The 16281-nt window shown below is 62.8% G+C and carries 25 protein-coding genes; all 25 read left to right on the top strand.

The features are described from left to right. Nucleotide 1 precedes the first annotated feature (1 nt). The 25 genes from QCE62_RS00105 (at nt 2) to QCE62_RS00220 (ending at nt 16207) form a co-directional block, all read left to right on the top strand. Nucleotides 2–244, top strand: a complete 243-nt coding sequence (locus QCE62_RS00105; protein WP_309912876.1) for a hypothetical protein — start codon at nt 2–4, stop codon at nt 242–244. Further along, nucleotides 244–990 (top strand): phosphoadenosine phosphosulfate reductase family protein, encoded by a 747-nt coding sequence (locus QCE62_RS00110; protein WP_309912878.1) that lies wholly within the window; start codon nt 244–246, stop codon nt 988–990. Before QCE62_RS00105 ends, QCE62_RS00110 begins: the two co-directional genes overlap by 1 nt. A gap of 140 nt (nt 991–1130) precedes the next feature. Then, entirely contained in the window at nt 1131–1337 is a 207-nt protein-coding gene (locus tag QCE62_RS00115; protein ID WP_309912881.1) for a helix-turn-helix domain-containing protein, read from the top strand. 399 nt (nt 1338–1736) lie between these two features. Further along, a complete protein-coding gene (locus QCE62_RS00120) occupies nt 1737–1877 on the top strand; it encodes a hypothetical protein (RefSeq protein ID WP_309912883.1) in 141 nt (46 codons plus the stop codon). After that, nucleotides 1878–2132, top strand: coding sequence for a hypothetical protein (locus tag QCE62_RS00125; RefSeq protein WP_309912886.1), 255 nt, complete (start codon nt 1878–1880; stop codon nt 2130–2132). A gap of 131 nt (nt 2133–2263) precedes the next feature. Further along, complete coding sequence (locus QCE62_RS00130; protein ID WP_309912889.1) at nt 2264–2962, top strand: hypothetical protein; 699 nt, start codon at nt 2264–2266, stop codon at nt 2960–2962. 2 nt (nt 2963–2964) lie between these two features. Continuing rightward, nucleotides 2965–3138, top strand: coding sequence for a hypothetical protein (locus tag QCE62_RS00135; RefSeq protein ID WP_309912892.1), 174 nt, complete (start codon nt 2965–2967; stop codon nt 3136–3138). Then, entirely contained in the window at nt 3135–3341 is a 207-nt protein-coding gene (locus tag QCE62_RS00140) for a hypothetical protein (protein ID WP_309912893.1), read from the top strand. The genes QCE62_RS00135 and QCE62_RS00140 overlap by 4 nt, the downstream gene beginning before the upstream one ends. After that, nucleotides 3341–5005 (top strand): DnaB-like helicase C-terminal domain-containing protein, encoded by a 1665-nt coding sequence (locus tag QCE62_RS00145; RefSeq protein ID WP_309912897.1) that lies wholly within the window; start codon nt 3341–3343, stop codon nt 5003–5005. Before QCE62_RS00140 ends, QCE62_RS00145 begins: the two co-directional genes overlap by 1 nt. A 4-nt stretch (nt 5006–5009) precedes the next feature. Next, nucleotides 5010–5462, top strand: coding sequence for a hypothetical protein (locus tag QCE62_RS00150; RefSeq protein ID WP_309912899.1), 453 nt, complete (start codon nt 5010–5012; stop codon nt 5460–5462). Nucleotide 5463: 1 nt separating this feature from the next. Continuing rightward, nucleotides 5464–5685, top strand: a complete 222-nt coding sequence (locus QCE62_RS00155; RefSeq protein ID WP_309912902.1) for a hypothetical protein — start codon at nt 5464–5466, stop codon at nt 5683–5685. Further along, nucleotides 5682–7547, top strand: a complete 1866-nt coding sequence (locus QCE62_RS00160) for a DNA polymerase (RefSeq protein WP_309912904.1) — start codon at nt 5682–5684, stop codon at nt 7545–7547. Before QCE62_RS00155 ends, QCE62_RS00160 begins: the two co-directional genes overlap by 4 nt. Continuing rightward, nucleotides 7547–7954: a group I intron-associated PD-(D/E)XK endonuclease gene (locus QCE62_RS35235; RefSeq protein ID WP_409017765.1), complete on the top strand. Its 408-nt coding sequence runs from the start codon at nt 7547–7549 to the stop codon at nt 7952–7954. The genes QCE62_RS00160 and QCE62_RS35235 overlap by 1 nt, the downstream gene beginning before the upstream one ends. Further along, on the top strand, nt 7951–8514 hold the full coding sequence (locus QCE62_RS00165) for a hypothetical protein (RefSeq protein WP_309912907.1): 564 nt from the start codon (nt 7951–7953) through the stop codon (nt 8512–8514). The genes QCE62_RS35235 and QCE62_RS00165 overlap by 4 nt, the downstream gene beginning before the upstream one ends. Before the next feature lie 193 nt (nt 8515–8707). Continuing rightward, nucleotides 8708–8836, top strand: a complete 129-nt coding sequence (locus QCE62_RS00170; protein WP_309912910.1) for a hypothetical protein — start codon at nt 8708–8710, stop codon at nt 8834–8836. 90 nt (nt 8837–8926) lie between these two features. Continuing rightward, a complete protein-coding gene (locus tag QCE62_RS00175) occupies nt 8927–9124 on the top strand; it encodes a hypothetical protein (RefSeq protein ID WP_309912913.1) in 198 nt (65 codons plus the stop codon). Next, entirely contained in the window at nt 9121–9918 is a 798-nt protein-coding gene (locus QCE62_RS00180; RefSeq protein WP_309912914.1) for a hypothetical protein, read from the top strand. Before QCE62_RS00175 ends, QCE62_RS00180 begins: the two co-directional genes overlap by 4 nt. A gap of 4 nt (nt 9919–9922) precedes the next feature. After that, the gene (locus QCE62_RS00185; RefSeq protein ID WP_309912917.1) at nt 9923–10465 is read left to right on the top strand and encodes a hypothetical protein; all 543 of its coding nucleotides are present in this window, start codon (nt 9923–9925) and stop codon (nt 10463–10465) included. Then, on the top strand, nt 10465–11067 hold the full coding sequence (locus tag QCE62_RS00190; protein WP_309912919.1) for a hypothetical protein: 603 nt from the start codon (nt 10465–10467) through the stop codon (nt 11065–11067). Before QCE62_RS00185 ends, QCE62_RS00190 begins: the two co-directional genes overlap by 1 nt. 148 nt (nt 11068–11215) lie before the next feature. Further along, on the top strand, nt 11216–11362 hold the full coding sequence (locus QCE62_RS00195) for a hypothetical protein (protein ID WP_309912922.1): 147 nt from the start codon (nt 11216–11218) through the stop codon (nt 11360–11362). 520 nt (nt 11363–11882) lie between these two features. Beyond that, the gene (locus tag QCE62_RS00200) at nt 11883–13403 is read left to right on the top strand and encodes a portal protein (RefSeq protein ID WP_309912925.1); all 1521 of its coding nucleotides are present in this window, start codon (nt 11883–11885) and stop codon (nt 13401–13403) included. Continuing rightward, nucleotides 13400–14209 (top strand): hypothetical protein, encoded by an 810-nt coding sequence (locus QCE62_RS00205; protein WP_309912927.1) that lies wholly within the window; start codon nt 13400–13402, stop codon nt 14207–14209. The genes QCE62_RS00200 and QCE62_RS00205 overlap by 4 nt, the downstream gene beginning before the upstream one ends. 11 nt (nt 14210–14220) lie before the next feature. Next, entirely contained in the window at nt 14221–14427 is a 207-nt protein-coding gene (locus QCE62_RS00210; protein WP_309912928.1) for a hypothetical protein, read from the top strand. A 120-nt stretch (nt 14428–14547) separates the two neighbouring features. After that, nucleotides 14548–15537, top strand: a complete 990-nt coding sequence (locus QCE62_RS00215; RefSeq protein ID WP_309912931.1) for a phage capsid protein — start codon at nt 14548–14550, stop codon at nt 15535–15537. Nucleotides 15538–15652: 115 nt separating this feature from the next. Continuing rightward, nucleotides 15653–16207, top strand: a complete 555-nt coding sequence (locus QCE62_RS00220) for a hypothetical protein (RefSeq protein WP_309912934.1) — start codon at nt 15653–15655, stop codon at nt 16205–16207. Nucleotides 16208–16281: the final 74 nt, after the last annotated feature.

Genomic DNA, 16281 nt, shown 5'->3' on the forward strand with positions numbered 1-16281 from the left:
CATGATCCTCATCCTCATCAAGCTGCTCGACCGTCTCGCCGTCGCCATGGAATCCGCCATCGCCCGAGAGCAGGCCAAGCTCGACGCCAAGCTGAAGTCGGCCGCTGACCTCGTGTCGCAGGCCAACGCCCACCGCCGCGCCATCAACACGGGCCGCAAGGTCTCCGCCGTGATCGGCGCCGTCGTGGCAGATACGCAGCCGAAGGTCGTCGTCGCCGAGACGACAGACACGGAAGCGAAGTAATGGTCAAGGTCCTCGTCCCGATCAGCGGGGGCAAGGACTCGCAGGCGTGTCTCCAGCTTGCGATCCAAGTCCACGGCCCTGATGCGGTACGGGGCCTTTTCTGCGACACCCAGTTCGAGCACCCGCTCACCTACGAACACGTCGAATGGATGCGCCGGCACTACGGCGTTCAGATCGACACCGTCACAGGCGGCTCGGTTATCGACAAAGTCCGCAAGTACCAGCGGTTCCCCAGTGGGACTGCTCGCTTCTGCACCGACGAACTCAAGATGCGCGTGACCCGAGACTACCTCCGGACTCTCGCGCAGGAGCAAGGCGGGGTCGAGGTTTGGTATGGAATGCGGTCCGACGAAAGCACCCAGCGGGCCACTCGGTACGCCACGCGCCTATCGGAGGACCTCTACGAGCCTCACGAAGTCTTCCCGAAGAAGTACCCCAAGCTCCTCGGGAAGCTCGGCGTCCGCTTCCGGCTTCCTATCCTGGACTGGTCGGAGCGAGACGTGTTCGCTCTCCTGGACGGTACCGAGAACCCGCTGTACGCGGCCGGGTTCACCCGTGTTGGCTGCTTCCCGTGCCTAGCAGCCGGTGACGCGCATAAGGAGAAGGCGTTCAACTACGACGCCTTCGGCCAGCGCCAGCACGTGATCGTACAAATCCTCTCCGCCGAGACCGGCAAGAGTGTTTGGACGTCGAAGGGCGGCAAAGCGCGTAACGCATCTCCCGGCTGCGCACTCTGCAGCATGTAACGGCCTCGCCCGCGCCGTAACCAGAAGCGGGCGTCTCTCAAAGTCACCGGCCCTCTAAGCCAGTGCGGTCCGTGCCTCCCGAGGGCGTCGTAAGAAATCGGGGGTTCTCTCAACCACACCCAACTGACATGCAGACCAACATGAAACTCTCCCCGCAAGCCACCCTCGTCCTCCGTCACCTCCAGTCGGTGGGCAGCATCACCAACGTCGAAGCCAATGCCGTGCACAAGGTGCGCAGCGTCAGCCGGCGGATCACCGAGATTCAAGACGCCGGCATCCCGGTGGCGAAGGTGCGTCGCCGCGACCACACCGGGCAGGTCTACGTCCGCTACTCGCTGACGAAGTGATGCCGAAGACACGCGACGCCCGCTACCTTGCGGTGCGGGTCCCGTTCCATCCGGACACAGACTTCGCGTCGTGCCACGGATGTCACTTCTTATCTCTATCCCGGTTCGCATGCGTGGAGCACGCATGCGAACCGCGCGGGTTCCCGCACGGCCACCCGTTCCGTTCCCCCGTCGACGGCAAGCGGATCATCTGGATCGCCCGCAAGTGAACCACCAGCACGTCACGTTCATCCCTGTCGCCAACGAGGCGGCGGGGGGACAGGTCTGTGACGGCTGCGTCTTCTCCGACCGCCGCACGTACATGGTCTCGGACTGCCACGCCCACGCGTGCTTTCCCGAAGACTTCCCCGAAGGCCATCACCTCCGCGAAGCGCGGAACATCATCTGGGTTCGACCGCAATGACTGACCCGTACGAGCAGGGATACGAAGACGCCATCGCGGGCTTCGAACTCTGCGACAACCCCTACGAGTTCGGTACCGACGCCTACGGCATGTACCGGCAGGGAATGCTGGACGCCGACACTGACTACGGAGAGTAGATGAAGAGTCAATACAACAAGCCCAAGGACCGTTACCTCGCCGCTGTGTTCGTTGTGGTCGGGTTCGTGTGCATTCCGTTCTCGATCCTCTGGTTCCTTCTGCTGGCGATCAAGGACGCCGCCCTCGAAGCGAAACGCGACCTGCGCCGTGAATTCGAAGGCGGTCCCCGCGCCACCGCGAAGTACGCGTACGGCGTAGCGATCGAGGGGTTGGCCTACCGCCGCGCTCGTCGCGCACGCCAACGCAATGCGTAGGTACCGCGACGTCCTAGTCCAGCCGGGCTGCGACCTAGACAAAGCACTCGAGGCCGGGGATCAAACCCTGGCCTCTTTCATTTACGAGGCGTGCGAGCAGCAGTACCAGCGCACGCATTACGGAGCAGACAATGAGCCGACACATCTCCGACGCAATCATCCGACCGAACCTGATCGACGCCGCGCACCAGTCGCGTGAAGGTCTGATCGAGACCATCAAGAACGAAGCGATGCTGTTCCGCGCTGACCCCGGCTTTGCCGAGCGGACGGGCGGACGCATCACCAAGGACTTCATCGCCGCCGCACGCGGCATCTGGGGCGACCTCGACGGCTGCATCGTGGACTCCCGTCATCACATGCTGATGCCCGGGATGGTCCCGTGCATCCCCGGCTGGCACACGGACGACGCGCCTCGCAGCAAGGATTACTGCAACGGCCAGCCGAACATCTTCGACCCCGAGTACGAGACCCAGCACCTGCTGTGTGTCGTCGATGCCGGCACCGGCTCCCTGACGGAGTTCCTGCGCGGCACCGTAGTGCTCTGCGACCGCTACCTCGAGAACAAGTATCTCGAGGAAGGGCTGAACTTCTACAAGACGGCCGACGCACTGATCGAGAAGGGCTTGACGGCTAAGACCTGCGAGCGCGTCACCCCGCTGTCGGGCGACGTCGTCGAGTTCGACGTCCATTCGTGGCACCGAGGCGTCCCCGCCAAAGCACGCGGCTTCCGGTTCTTCATCCGGATCACCCGCAACTCCAAGCACAAGGTCGAGAACGAACTGCGCAGCAACGCGCAGGTGTACATCACCGACACCTCTTACGGATGGTAAGCATGAAAAAGCAGCAACCCCAGACGGTCACCGTGAAGTTCCGTGGCTACTTCGCCGCGAAGATCGGCGCCGACCTGTACTCCCTGCGCGGTCGCGGCGAGCGTCGCAACGTCAGCCACGCTGAACTCGTGTCGCTGCTGAACGCCCGCCCGAAGAAGAAGGGGGGTGCGAAGTGAAGGACACCACCGAACTCTACGTGCTGGTGAATGCCGACACCGGCGCGGACATGTACGACTACCAGAACCAAGCCCCGGCGACCGCTCTGGCGAAGAACATATCGAGAGGGACGCGTGTCCCCCGCATCCGCGTCGAGAAGCGCGTCTTCAAGCTGGTCTCGACCGAGACCGTCCGGACCATCGAACACGGCAAGCGCGTCTGATGCAGCACACACACGAATCCGAAAGCAACCTCGTGTCGAAGGGTCCGTGTGATTCATGCGGATCGTCCGACGCCAACGCAACCTATGACGACCTTCACCAGCATTGCTTCAGCTGTGGTAATACGGTCCAGCCTGACGGATCGGGACGTCCTCGTGACGACCGGGAGCACGCCGGCCGGCCGGAGGGTCTACTTGGTGGCGAGTTCAAGACTCTCGCCAAGCGCGGGATCGACGAAGCCACGTGCAAGAAATTCGACTACCGGGTAGGGAAGGACCGCGACGGTAACCCGGTGCAGGTGGCGACGTACTACGACACCGCCGGCAATCCCGTGGCCCAGAAGCTGCGCACCCCGGACAAGGAGTTCGCCTGCCTCGGCAAGATGAAGCAGGCGCTCCTGTACGGCCAACAACTCTGGCGCAGCAAGGGCAAGAAGGTGATCGTGACCGAGGGCGAGTTGGACTGCCTCTCGGTGGCGCAAGCCCTGAGCCTCAAGTGGCCCGTGGTGTCCGTTCCGAACGGCGCACAGGGCGCAGCGAAGTCCCTAGCAGCGCAGCTTGACTGGCTGTCCGGCTTCGAGGAGGTCTGCCTCTGGTTCGACAACGATGAGCCAGGGCGGAAGGCGGTCGAAGACTGCGCTGCGATCTTACCACCGGGCAAGGTGAAGTTCATCACGACCCCGTTCGAATTGAAGGACGCTAACGACCTGCTCCGCGAGCACGGCCCGAAGGCGGTCGTCGACGCGACGTGGGAGGCGAAGGACTTCCGGCCTGACGGGATCATTGGCCGGGACGAGTTGACGCTCGAGCGGTTGATGGCGCCGGAGACTCCGGGGTGGCAGACGCCGTACCCTGAACTCAACGCCCTGACGAAAGGGATCAAGCCCCGGCAGCTTTGGCTGCTGACGGCCGGCTCAGGCGTCGGCAAGTCGACGGACGCCCGCGAATGGGCGCACAAGGCGCTCATCGATGGGCTAAAAGTCGGTCTCATTTTTCTTGAGGAAAGTGTGGTCGACACGGCGAAGGCGCTGGTCGCGATCGACAATAACGTGCTGTTCTCTGAACTGCGCGAAAACAACGCGATCATCACGCCGGAGCAGTGGCGAAAGAGCTACGCGCGGCTCATCGACCACGGACGCTATAGCAGTTACGACCACTTTGGATCGGTTGATTCCAACAACCTGATTAACAAGGTGACGTACCTCGCGGCCCAAGGGTGTCACCAGATTTATCTCGATCACATCTCGATCGCGGTGTCTGGTCTCGACATGGAGGAGGGCGAGCGCCGCGCCATCGACAAGCTGATGACGGACCTTCGCAGCATCTGCGAGCGGTACAACACCAGCATCATCACCATCTCCCACCTCCGCAAGACAGGCGGACAGGGCCGTAGTTTCGAAGAGGGTGGACAGATTTCCCTCGACGACCTGCGTGGCTCTGGTTCTCTGAAGCAGCTATCCGACGTCGTGTTGGCAAAAGAGCGGGACCAGCAGGGGGATGACCCCGACACGTCCAAGCTTCGTTTGCTCAAGTGCCGGTACACCGGCCGCACGGGATTGGCCGACCGACTTCGGTATGACACGAAGACCGGTCGATTGAAACCCCTGCCCCGCGAGGTCGACCAGATGGAAGTGGACGAGTCAGACGGGGACGACGCCCCGTTCTAACCATTTGAAATTCAAAGTCTGCTCGAAGTGCAAGGGCCGTTTCCCAGAGACTGCCCAGCACTTCCATCTGCGCGGGCCGCACAGGCCCGGCTTCGATTCCCGCTGCATCGAGTGCAAGAAGGCCGACTCCAAGGCCCGTCGCCGCGCCAAACCCCTGACAAACATGCTGGCGCAAGCCCGGTGGCGATCGCGCCGCGACGGACGTGAGTTCTCCATAACCTCCGCCGACGTGCACATCCCCGACGTTTGTCCTGTGTTGGGTATCCCCATTTACACAGGCGGGACGTACGGGAACAACGATAACAGCCCAAGTTTGGACCGCATCGACAGTACGAAAGGGTACATCGCCGGCAACGTCGTGGTCATTTCCAACAGGGCCAACACCCTGAAACGCGACGCGACGCCGGAAGAACTGGTGCGCCTCGCGCAGTTCTACACTCAACTCTCAGACCGCTGACATGACCGAAAAAGTTCAAGCCGAAGACGTGGTGGTTGACCGCCACGTCACTGTCCGACGTCACGCCTTCATAGCGCATGACGCTGACATCAACTCGCTTTCCCGTAACACCGTCCGGGCCGTACAGGACGCCACGAGCCGCGCTTACGCGGAAGCAGATCGACTCAATCGCCGCCCGGTGATGGTGGAGATCGTCATCTACGTCGCGCCGGAGAAAGCATGACCGACACTGCCAACCTCCCCATCCTCGCATGGGACTTGGAGACCGATGGTCTCTTGAAAGAGTTGACCCGCATCTGGGTCCTCGCGATCGGTGAGATTGGCAGTGACGAGATCACGACCTACACCGATCACGATCCGAACTACCCCTCGCTTGCGGAGGGGGTACAGAGGCTGGTGTCTCACGTGGAGGCCGGTGGACTCACTGCCGCCCACAACGGCATCAACTTCGACCGCAAGGCTCTCAAGAAAGTCACCGGCGTCGACATCCCCTACACGGCGATCCTCGACACCCTGGTCATGGGCCGTCTCCGTGAACCCGAACGCCTCGGAGGCCACAGCCTGAAGTCGTACGGCGTCGAGATGGGCGTCCTCAAGGGTTCCCATGACGAGTGGGACCGCTACTCGGAAGAGATGCGGGATTACTGCGGTGGCGACATCGTGGTCACCAAGGCTCTCTACGACCGCCTCAAGGTCGTTCGTACATGGGGTGAGTCATGCGAACTGGAACACACGGTCGCTTACCTGATCGACCTGCAGATGGAGAACGGCTTCCCGCTGAACATGCGGGAGGCGATGACGCTCGCAGCCTCTTTGTGGGAGCGCCGGGATGGGTACCTTGCAGAAATGCAACGGGTGTTCCCGCCGATCTTTGTCTCCGGCGGGGTTACGGTTCCGAAGAGATCAATGAACCGGGATGGGCGCTCGTTCACAGCCGGCGCTGCATACACCAAGTTGGTCTTGCAAGAATTCAATCCCGGCTCCGAGTATCACGTGGCGAACCGGCTGAAGAAGAAGTACGGCTGGAAGGCCCCGCTGACTGAGAAGGGCAACCCGAACATCACGGAGGCCGTCCTCAAGAAGCTGGACTTCCCCGAGGTGCAACCGCTCCTCAAGTTCGCCCGGGTCGACAAGATGTGGACCCAGCTTGCTTCCCCACCCAAGAAGAACGGCACGGGTGGCGGCTGGATTCACCACGCGGATGACAACCACCGCGTGAAAGGGTACGTGAACTCGAACGGTGCGGTTACCGGTCGGATGACGCATAGCCGTCCGAACGTGGCTAACATAGATTCCGCGCCCGAAATGCGCGCCCTGTGGACGCCCGGTCCCGGTATGAAGATGATGGGCTGTGATGCGGAGGGGCTGGAACTCCGCGTTCTCGCACACTACCTCTCGCGCTACGACGGGGGACGCCTTACGCGTCAGCTTCTCGAGGGCGACAAGGCGCTCGGCACCGACGCGCACTCAGTCAACCGCGACAACACTGACCTGTTCAGTCGCGATGGCGCTAAGACTCTCCTGTACGGCTCGCTGTACGGGGCCGGTGACGAGAAGGCGGGCTTCATCTGGATCGCTGACTGGCGTTCGAGCGGGAAGCCTGTCGAGGAGTGGCCCGAGTGGGCGCGGGTAGGCAAGAAGCTCAAGTCCCCCAAGGCGATCGGTAAGGTCGTCAAGGCCAAGCTGCTTGACGGTATCGTGGGTTTCCGGAAGCTCATCGACGACATCAGCGCCGCCGCGAAGAAGCGGGGGTGGCTGAAGGGGATCGATGGTCGCCGCATCCGCGTCCGCCATGCCCACGCCGCACTCAACACGCTGCTGCAAGGGACCGGCGCGATAACGATGAAACGCGGTCTCGCCATCCTTCATGCAGACCTCACCGCACAGGGCTTCCGCCACGGGGAACACTTCGGGTATCTCGTAAATTGCCATGACGAATGGCAATTGGAAGTGCTTCCTCAATTGGCAGAGACTATCGGACGGATCGCCAAGAATGCCATCACGAAAGCAGGGGAGCACTACGGGTTCCGGTGCCGTCTTGATGGTGCATATGAAATCGGTGACAACTGGAGTTGCACACACTAGTGGAACGCGACAGCCCCTGTCACTTCAAGGGTTCCGCGAGCGAGCACGTTGCCGCTGCGTGGTTTCTACGAAGTGACAGAGCGGTCTATTGGCCCGCCGTACAGCAGGGCGCAGCCGACTTCATCGTCGACCTCCCTGAAGGATTCAAGCGGATTCAAGTAAAGACCGCGACATGGAACCGGGGCTCCCCTCCCTGGGAGTACCTGCAGTGCCGTACTCGTCCTACCAACCGCTACCAGCACTACGCCGCTCACGAACTCTACGACCGTCTTGTCGTGGTGTGCCCGTCGTTCAAGCGTCTCTGGTGCATCCCCGCAGACCAAATCACATCGAGCAACCTTTGTCTGGACGGAACACATCCGAACAGGAAGCGCTCGGTGTGGGCTGACTATGAGCATTCCCTATGAACAAGCTGACCATTGAAGACCTGAAGACCCTCGTCGTGAAGGCCCGCGACGTCCTTCCCGACGCCGTGATCTCCGGTGGCGCCCCGCGCGACATCCTGCACGGCGTCCCGGTCAAGGACATCGATCTGATGACCGGCTACGGCGTCACGAAGACCGTCCTCGAGCGTCTCGCCGAGGCAGTCGGCGGCACGTTCGTCGTCGAAGAACCGCTCGACCCGTCCGGCATGGAGGAGTTCGAGTGGGAGATCGACATGGGCCTGGGACGCCCGGCGATCAACGTGATCTGCCTCGACCCCTTCGAGATCACGGACCCGGTCGACAACCTCCACGACTTCGACTTCGGGCTGTCGCAGATCGCGGTGACGTCGCACGGTGCAGTCATGACGCCGGCTGCTGCCCTGGACATCGCGTGCAACCGGATCACCTACATGGGCGATCGGGGCCGCGAGGACTGGCGTATCGCCTCGTCGGCCAAGCGACTCAAGCGCCTCGAGGCGAAGTACCCAAACCGCATCTTCCTCAACTGCGACGCGCTGCGCCAACACCCGGAGTACAAGTGATGACGCGACACTGCGTTTGGACTGTCAGGACCGTCAGTGGCATCGCCGAGCAATACGACGAGGACGCCGGCTGGAGGGTTTCCCATGGAGAACGTGGGGTCGCTTTCTCTCACGGGGACTTCCATGGGGATGTGCGCACTGATTACTACCCGTGGTCTGCGCTCGTCCGCCTGACCAAGCGGGAGCGGACGCTGTGAGTCGCTTCCTCTCGTCCCTCTGGGACCACGGCTTCTGGACGCTCATGCTGCTCACCTCGCTCGCCGGCTGGCTCCTCGGCGGCTGGGTGGCCGTCACGCTGTTCCGTCTCATCTTCGGTCGCTGACATGACCGGCTCTCAACAAATCCGCTGCTGGTGGTGCGCGAGGGTGCTTCCGCATCCCGAGTACCGCTGCTGCATTCCGGAGGAAAAACTGTGATCGTCTTGACCAACTCTCAATGGGAAGACCTTAAGGCAGTCTGCAAGACCCGCCCCCTCGAGGAGAACGAACTCGAGGATGCGCAGGAAAACGCGCACGACGGTGGGAACTTCAACGACACGCTGGACCGTGGGTTCGATCTCGGCTACCGGACGGCGTGTGACGAGGTCCGCGCGATCTTCGGCTGGGATTGACCACTGCCCTGATCGATGGCGACGAGGCGATCTACAAAGCCACCGTCATCAAGGTCGAGGACACCGACTGGGAAGCAGAGACCATCTGCGACCGTCCCCCGACCTTCGAGGAAGCCCTCGAGGCTTTCAACCGCATCGTGGCGGCATGGGTTCGCGAGGTCGACGCAGACGACTACATCATCTGTCTGTCGCCCAAGCAGCGCGGCTTGTTCCGGCGCGGCATCTACCCGGCCTACAAGGGCGCGCGCGGTGAGAAGCCCGAGCAGTACAAGCCGGTCGAGGACTTCGTCTTCGAGAACCTGAACCCAGTCTGGTATCCCGGCCTCGAGGCTGACGATGTCATGGGCATCCTGAGCGGCCCGGGCAAGATCATCTGCTCGAACGACAAGGACATGAAGACCGTCCCCGGCATGCTCTACATCACCGGCAAGAAGACGCTGGTGGAGATCACACCGTCCCGCGCGAACTACCAGTGGATGCTCCAGACCCTCACCGGCGACAGCACGGACGGGTTCAAGGGGTGCACCGGGATCGGCCCGAAGAAGGCCGAGACTGCGCTGACCGAAGCCGGGACGTCCCTCCCGAGCATGGCCCGCGCCGCGCAGGACCTCTACCTCGCGCCCAAGACTGGCAAGTACCGCGACCAGCTACAGGACCTCAGCGACTTCCGCCGAGAGGCGGTGCTCGCACGCATCCTCCGACCAACCGATTACGACGCCGAGACGGGCCGCGTGAGTTACGCGATCCCCGGGGTCAAGGACATCGACTTCAATGCAAGAGACAAAGCACGCTGACTTCATGCGCCTGTTCTTCCCGATCATCGGGATCGCAGGACCGGCGCGGAGCGGCAAGGACACCATCGGCAAGTACCTGAAGGACGAGTACGGCTATGCCCACCTGTCGTTCGCCGAGCCGTTGCGCCAGTTCGTCTGCCAGATCACCGGAATCCCGCGCGAGCGTCTCGACGACCTGAAGGAAAACGTCATCGACTGGATCGGCAAGTCGCCGCGCCAGATGCTGCAGACGCTTGGGACGGAGTGGGGGCGCGGCATGGTCAATGAGAATCTCTGGGTTCTCTCGGCGATGTATCAGGCCCTCGCACTTGCGGAGAACGACGGCCAATGGTCGATGTTCACCGACGTTCGCTTCGAGAACGAGGCGGATGCTATTCGCCAGCGCGGCGGGATCATCATCCACGTCTCGCGCCCGGACGCACTGCAGGTGGCAGCGCACGTATCGGAAGCCGGTGTTCCGTTCGAGCGCAACGACTGGCGCATCGTCAACGACGGGACGCTGGACGACCTCTACACGCGGGTCAACGAGATCATGGAGAACGTCTGATGCTCCCGATCCCCTCCTGGGCAATGAAGGCCATCGCGGGGATTCTCCTCGCGGTCGGTCTGTCCACCGCCTTCCTCGTCTACCGCTCCCACGTCTACAACGACGGCGTCACGGCCGGCCTCGCGCAAGCAGCCGCCACCCAGAAAGCCGCGCTGGAGAAGGCCCACGCGGCCGATGCCGCCGCAGCCGCCAAGGCGACCGACGCCCTCCGCACTCAACTCAAGGACGAAACCAATGCCCACAAAGCTCGCGCAGGCGCTCTCGAGTCTGCTCTATCCGCTGCTCGTGCTGACGGCGTCCGCCTCAGTGGTCAGCTTGCAAGCCTGCACAACGACGCAGTCGCCGGTCGTAGTCCGGGACCTGCCGCCGCTGCCGCCGGCCCTGGCCCGCAAGGCGATCCCGCTGAAGGAAATGGGGCCAGCGTCGTCGCCGGTCCCAGCCAGTTCTCCCTCGCGGACCTGATGCGGAATGATGAAAGCAATTTCACAATTTGCCGTAAGAATTCTGCAAGGCTTACGGCGATCCAGGACTGGTACGAAAGCCTGCGAAACGGGGACTCCGCAGGACAGGCTCGAGCCGTCGCGGAAGCCCCCTCGGATTAAACCGACACATGGTAGAGGAGGCCCTATACCTAAAGACTCTCTAAGAGGTCCCCTAGAGGAAGGGTCTGATCTTCCGGCCGACTGTCCGAGCACGACGCAACTGCGTACCGTCGCCAGTTGGCTCCTCACTCAATTCCCTGTGGAGGCGATGATCGACTTGGTGCATGCCAAGGACTACACCGCCGCCCATGAACTCACGGGAGCGCAGGATGCCATCCAGGCCATCTTCGAACTGGCAGATCGTATCGACGATGACCAGCGGATTGCCGACGAGCAAGCTCAGGCGTCTTCGTGAGTTCCTCGGCACCTGCTCCTACCCCCACCTCCCAGACTGGACCGATGACCATTTCCGTGACAGCACGATCTGTCTTCGCCGCACTGGCGGCAGCATCGATGTTGCGGTGTGGTTCTTCCCTTTGGGAGGCTCGGGGACGTCCATGCATCTCTGCGCGTCTCCGGGCGTCCGAGGGCGGTGGGTGTCTCCCCGCGCTCTACGCGTTCTCAGCGACGCAGCGCGAGCGTCCGGCTTTGCTCGGGTGACCGTCCCGGTCGTCGACGCTGGCCCCCACCTGGGTCTCCTGGCCCGCTTGGGGTTCACGGCGAACCCGCTCGATTACACCTACAACCTGGACCTTTATGGGAAAGCCCAAAGTAGACAAGGCCCCTGACGCGCCGCAGCCATCAGCGCCGGCTGCGCGTCTCGTGGACGCCCCTGAAGATTCGCCGGTCGAGACGGCGGCGCAGAAGCAGAACCTGCGTCGTTACCTCACCGCACCCGCGTCAAGTGCCACCCAGCCTGGTGTCGGCGTTCAGCTTTGAAGCTGGAGGACCGCTACCGGGAACTGGTTCCTGATCGGGACCCGTACTTCCGGCGAGCGCAAGCCTGCTCGGCTCTGACCGTAGCAAGCGTGTGCCCTCCTGACGGCCAATCGCCGTCCCAAGTTTTGCCCCAGACGTATTCGTCCTTCGGCGCTCGCGGCGCGACCACGGTCGCCTCGAAGCTCATGATGGCGTTCATGCCTCCTGGGGACTCTGCGTTCAACCTCGAAGCCAGCACTGAGGTGCTGATGCAAGAGGGCGTACTGTCGCCACCCCCGGACATCATCAAGGGGCTGGCCCAGTGCGAGCAGCTTATCAACGCCAAGATCGAAGCATTGAACTGGCGCCGGCAGACGTATCTCTCCCTGCTCAACCTCGTGATCTCCGGGAACATCGGAGAGTACATCGCCCCCGATGGCCGCCTGAAGCTGTACCCGCTGTCGCAGTTCGTCTGCGTGCGGGACTTCAACGGCAAGGTGGTCGAGGGCGTAACCGCAGAGAAGCTCAAGGTCCGCTCCCTTCCCGACGAACTCCGAAAGTCGACGGCGAAGAAGGAGAACGAGGACGTCGTGCTCTACTCGCGGTTCGAGTTGGTAGACGAGAAGACCTACGCCGTTCAGCAGGACCTCGACGACGTCACTGTGAAGCCCTACGCCAAGCACAACGGCATCATGCCGTTCAATGCCATCGCGTGGGAACTGGTGTCGGGCGAGAACTACGGACGGTCGCACGTCGAGTTGAACTACTCCGACCTGATGGCGCTGGAGAAGACGAGTCAGCAGATTCTCGAGTGTGGCGCCATCGCCGCTCGGAACCTGATCTTCGTCGCTCCGAATGCTGCAGGCGGGAACCTCCGCAAGCGCATCATGCAGGCCCGCAATGGCGATGTCATCGCCGCTCGCGGAGGCCCGCAAGGTGACGTCCAGGCGTTCCAGTTCAACAACCAAGCCGCGATCCAAGCACTCGCCGCAGAGAAAGCAACTCTCAAGCAGGACCTGTCGGTAGCGTTCCTCCTGACCAATGACCTGCGCCGCGACGCCGAGCGCGTGACGGCCTACGAACTCCAGATGCTGGTGTCGGAGATCGAGCAGGGCATGGGCGGTGTGTACTCGTACCTCGGCCCAGAGATGGTCGGCTGGCGTATGAGCAAGCTCATCGCACAGATGCAGTCCCGCGAGGAACTCCCGGAGATCGGCGATCACACGCAGATCACGGTGACGACCGGGCTGGCTGCGCTGGGCAAGGACGCGAAGCTGAAGAAGGTCCAGTCATTCCTGGCGCTCCTCGCGAACACCCCGCAGGCTTACCAAGAGGAAGCCGCGATGTACGTGAAGTTCGACACGATCCTCACACCCGCCGCAGCCGCGCTGGGATTCCCCGAGTCCATCAAGACCTCGGCCGAAGTCCAGCAGGAACAGGCTCAGAAGCAGCAGCAACAGATGCAGGCCGACATGGCCTCTCGCGCTGCTGGTCCTGTGGCCGGCGCTATGGCTAACCAAGCTACCCAACCCGCATGAGCGAAGCAGCGAACCCCAACGCAAACCCACAGGCCCCGGTGACTCCCGAGGCCCCCGCGCTGGTACCGGACAGTCCCGAGTACCGCGCGGCGATGATCGCGAAGGCTGAAGGTCAAAGCGGCACTCCGCCCGCACCGGTGGCACCCACGGACCCCGTGGACCCGCAGAAGCCGGTGGCGCCGGAAGTACCGCTGGACCCCAACGCCCCGGCCCCGAAGCTGACGGACGCCCCCGCCGATGCTCCCAAGGACGGCGACCCGCCGGCCGAGAAGAAGGACCCGGAGACCCCCGAGGTCCCGGCCTACGACTTCAAGGCGAAGTTCGAGGACGGCTCGTTCGTCACCAGCTTCAACGCAGAGACGCTCCCGGAAGACCTGTCGGCTGCTCTCGGCAAGGCGATGGGCCTGTCGAACGAGCAGGTCGCAGCGATGCACGCGCAGTTCCGGGAAGGCCAAGTCGCCCTCCAGACGATCGCGACGCAGAAGCTGTACGACGCGGCCGGCGGTCAGCAAGGCTTCAATGATCTGATCGCCTGGGGCCAGAAGAACCTGACGCCCCAGCAGCGCGAGTACTACGACGGTCAACTCAACGGTCCCCATGCCGCTGAGGCGATCGAGTTCCTCACGTCGAAGATGAACGCAGGCAAGGACCCGAACCTCGTCAACCTCAACGGCGGTACCCATACGCGTGTCAGCGCCTTCCGGGACCAGTCCGAGATGATGGCGGCGATGGCCGACCCGCGTTACCAAGCGTCGGAAGCGTACCGCCAAGAAGTCGCGGGCCGTCTCCGGGTGTCGAAGTTCTAACCTGATCCTGCATGAAGACAACTCTCGAGACGGCTGCTCTCGCACTGTCCACGCTCCCTGCCAGCACCACGCTGACGGCAGTGATGGCGATCGTCAACGCGTGCCCGCAGCTTACCGCTGCACTGGCAGGCGCCACGGTCGAAGCACAGCGCGACGCAGTCGTGACCATCTCGAAGGAAGTCCGCTCCACGGGCGGACAGACCACGGGCTGGACGTAAAAGCAACTCGTCCCTCACCTCTGGCGCCAGCGCAACGCTGATCTGCCATGTGGGGGACTTCCCCTTCGCCGCTCCCTCGCTCTGAGGTAGCGCAAATCCCTCTCATCAAGACACTAATCAATGGCATTCTCTGGTGACAACGGCAACCCGGTTGCCTTCGGTACCGGTCAATCGGGTTCCGATGACCGCTCGCTGTTCCTCAAGATGTTCTCAGGCGAAGTGCTCACCTCATTCACGGCAGCGACCGTGACGAAGGGCAAGGTTCGCGAGAAGAACATCACCTCGGGCAAGTCGTATCAGTTCCCGAAGACCGGCACCTCGACCGCCGAGTACCTCGCGCGTGGTCAGGAAATGCTGGGCAACCCGTTCGCAACGGGCGAAGTGGAAGTGACCGTGGATGCACCGATGGTCGCTCACCACGCCCTGTGGGACTTCGACGTCGCCATGTCGCAATTCGACGTGCGCGGCCCGATGACGGCCGACATGGGCCAAGCCCTGGCTCGCGTGTACGACCAGAACAACTTCCGCCAGATCGCCCTCTCGGCGCGTACGGCTGCAGTGGGTCCGTTCCCGGGCGGTCAGAAGATCGTGAACGCGGGCCTGCTCGGCTCGGGCGCGATCGACGGTACGGTCTGGCTGAACCAGATTCGCCAAGCGAAGCTCGGTCTGCAAGCGAAGAACATTCCGCAGGGCATCCCCCTGTACATGGCGGTCTCGCCGGCGGTGTTCGACGCGATCAAGTACGCGCGTGACGCCACCTCGGGTCAGTACCTGAACCTGCAGTCGCAGATTCAACTGGCGACGGCTGGTGTCGGCTCGGCGGTTACGGAAGGCATTCGCTTCGAAGGCGTGAGCATCTTCCCGTCGAACCTGCTGCCGAACGCGAACGACACGGCCAACACGGCGGTGTACTCGAAGTACCGTGCGGACTTCTCGAAGACCACGGGCCTCATGTGGGCGACCGACGCCGTCGCTGTGCTGACCCTGATGGGCATCTCGACGGAGACCTTCCGCGACGTTCGTCGTCAGGAAGACTTCATCGTGTCCAAGCAGGCTGTCGGCCACGGCACGCTCCGTCCGGAACTCGCTGTCGAGTTCGCCACGGCGTAACCCCGATGGGGACTATCAGTTAATTCTGGTGGTCCCCATTTTTTTCGATGGGCAAACCTGTCCTCCTCGGCTCTTTCCGTAATCACCTATGGGCGCTATCACACGACTGCAGGCCGTGAACCGCATGCTGTCCGGTTCCAGCGAGGCGATCGTCCTCGTCGAGCAATCGGGGCAGGGCGATTACGCAAACTGCTCCAGCATCCTTGACGCGGTGACCCTCGAGGTCACCATCAAGGGCTACGAATTCAACACCCGGGTGGCCCAGTGGTCCCCGGACGCCAATGGGAACATCTTGCTCCCGGCGAATGTCCTGCGGGTCCGCACGACCGACCCGAACTCCCTGATCTTCGAAGCGGAGGGACGGCTCTACAACAAGGGGACGAACACCGACGTCTTCACGGGTCCCGTGGAGGTCGAGTACGTCACCCTGCCGACGTTCGAGAACCTGCCGACTCCGATCCAGATCGAGGTCCGGGAACGCGCGACGCGGCGATACCAGAAGTCCTACGTCGGCTCGCAGCAGTCCGACCAGATGCTCCGCGAGGATGAGGCGGTGGCGCTCGGTGTCTCCGAGGCCGCGCAGTCCGAGTCGGAGAACTACAACATGCTCGACGACAACCCTGACATGCAGTGGCTCCGTCGTCGGACCTTCAGCAACGGAACCCTCTAATTCCATCTGACCAACTCGTGCAGGCCCGGGTCGGGTCCCTGCATGCGGGCGTGAGCCGTCAAGCTCCGCTCCTG

Source organism: Caballeronia sp. LZ033 (genome assembly GCF_031451265.1).
Lineage (GTDB): Bacteria > Pseudomonadota > Gammaproteobacteria > Burkholderiales > Burkholderiaceae > Caballeronia.

Coding starts and splice junctions, on each gene's coding strand:
- QCE62_RS00210 (WP_309912928.1), top strand. CDS start 14,221: ATGAAGACAACTCTCGAGACGGCTGCTCTCGCACTGTCCACGCTCCCT.
- QCE62_RS00195 (WP_309912922.1), top strand. CDS start 11,216: ATGATCGACTTGGTGCATGCCAAGGACTACACCGCCGCCCATGAACTC.
- QCE62_RS00155 (WP_309912902.1), top strand. CDS start 5,464: ATGACCGAAAAAGTTCAAGCCGAAGACGTGGTGGTTGACCGCCACGTC.
- QCE62_RS00125 (WP_309912886.1), top strand. CDS start 1,878: ATGAAGAGTCAATACAACAAGCCCAAGGACCGTTACCTCGCCGCTGTG.
- QCE62_RS00215 (WP_309912931.1), top strand. CDS start 14,548: ATGGCATTCTCTGGTGACAACGGCAACCCGGTTGCCTTCGGTACCGGT.
- QCE62_RS00185 (WP_309912917.1), top strand. CDS start 9,923: ATGCGCCTGTTCTTCCCGATCATCGGGATCGCAGGACCGGCGCGGAGC.
- QCE62_RS00190 (WP_309912919.1), top strand. CDS start 10,465: ATGCTCCCGATCCCCTCCTGGGCAATGAAGGCCATCGCGGGGATTCTC.
- QCE62_RS00115 (WP_309912881.1), top strand. CDS start 1,131: ATGAAACTCTCCCCGCAAGCCACCCTCGTCCTCCGTCACCTCCAGTCG.
- QCE62_RS00165 (WP_309912907.1), top strand. CDS start 7,951: ATGAACAAGCTGACCATTGAAGACCTGAAGACCCTCGTCGTGAAGGCC.
- QCE62_RS00135 (WP_309912892.1), top strand. CDS start 2,965: ATGAAAAAGCAGCAACCCCAGACGGTCACCGTGAAGTTCCGTGGCTAC.
- QCE62_RS00145 (WP_309912897.1), top strand. CDS start 3,341: ATGCAGCACACACACGAATCCGAAAGCAACCTCGTGTCGAAGGGTCCG.
- QCE62_RS00205 (WP_309912927.1), top strand. CDS start 13,400: ATGAGCGAAGCAGCGAACCCCAACGCAAACCCACAGGCCCCGGTGACT.
- QCE62_RS00110 (WP_309912878.1), top strand. CDS start 244: ATGGTCAAGGTCCTCGTCCCGATCAGCGGGGGCAAGGACTCGCAGGCG.
- QCE62_RS00130 (WP_309912889.1), top strand. CDS start 2,264: ATGAGCCGACACATCTCCGACGCAATCATCCGACCGAACCTGATCGAC.
- QCE62_RS00105 (WP_309912876.1), top strand. CDS start 2: ATGATCCTCATCCTCATCAAGCTGCTCGACCGTCTCGCCGTCGCCATG.
- QCE62_RS00120 (WP_309912883.1), top strand. CDS start 1,737: ATGACTGACCCGTACGAGCAGGGATACGAAGACGCCATCGCGGGCTTC.
- QCE62_RS00160 (WP_309912904.1), top strand. CDS start 5,682: ATGACCGACACTGCCAACCTCCCCATCCTCGCATGGGACTTGGAGACC.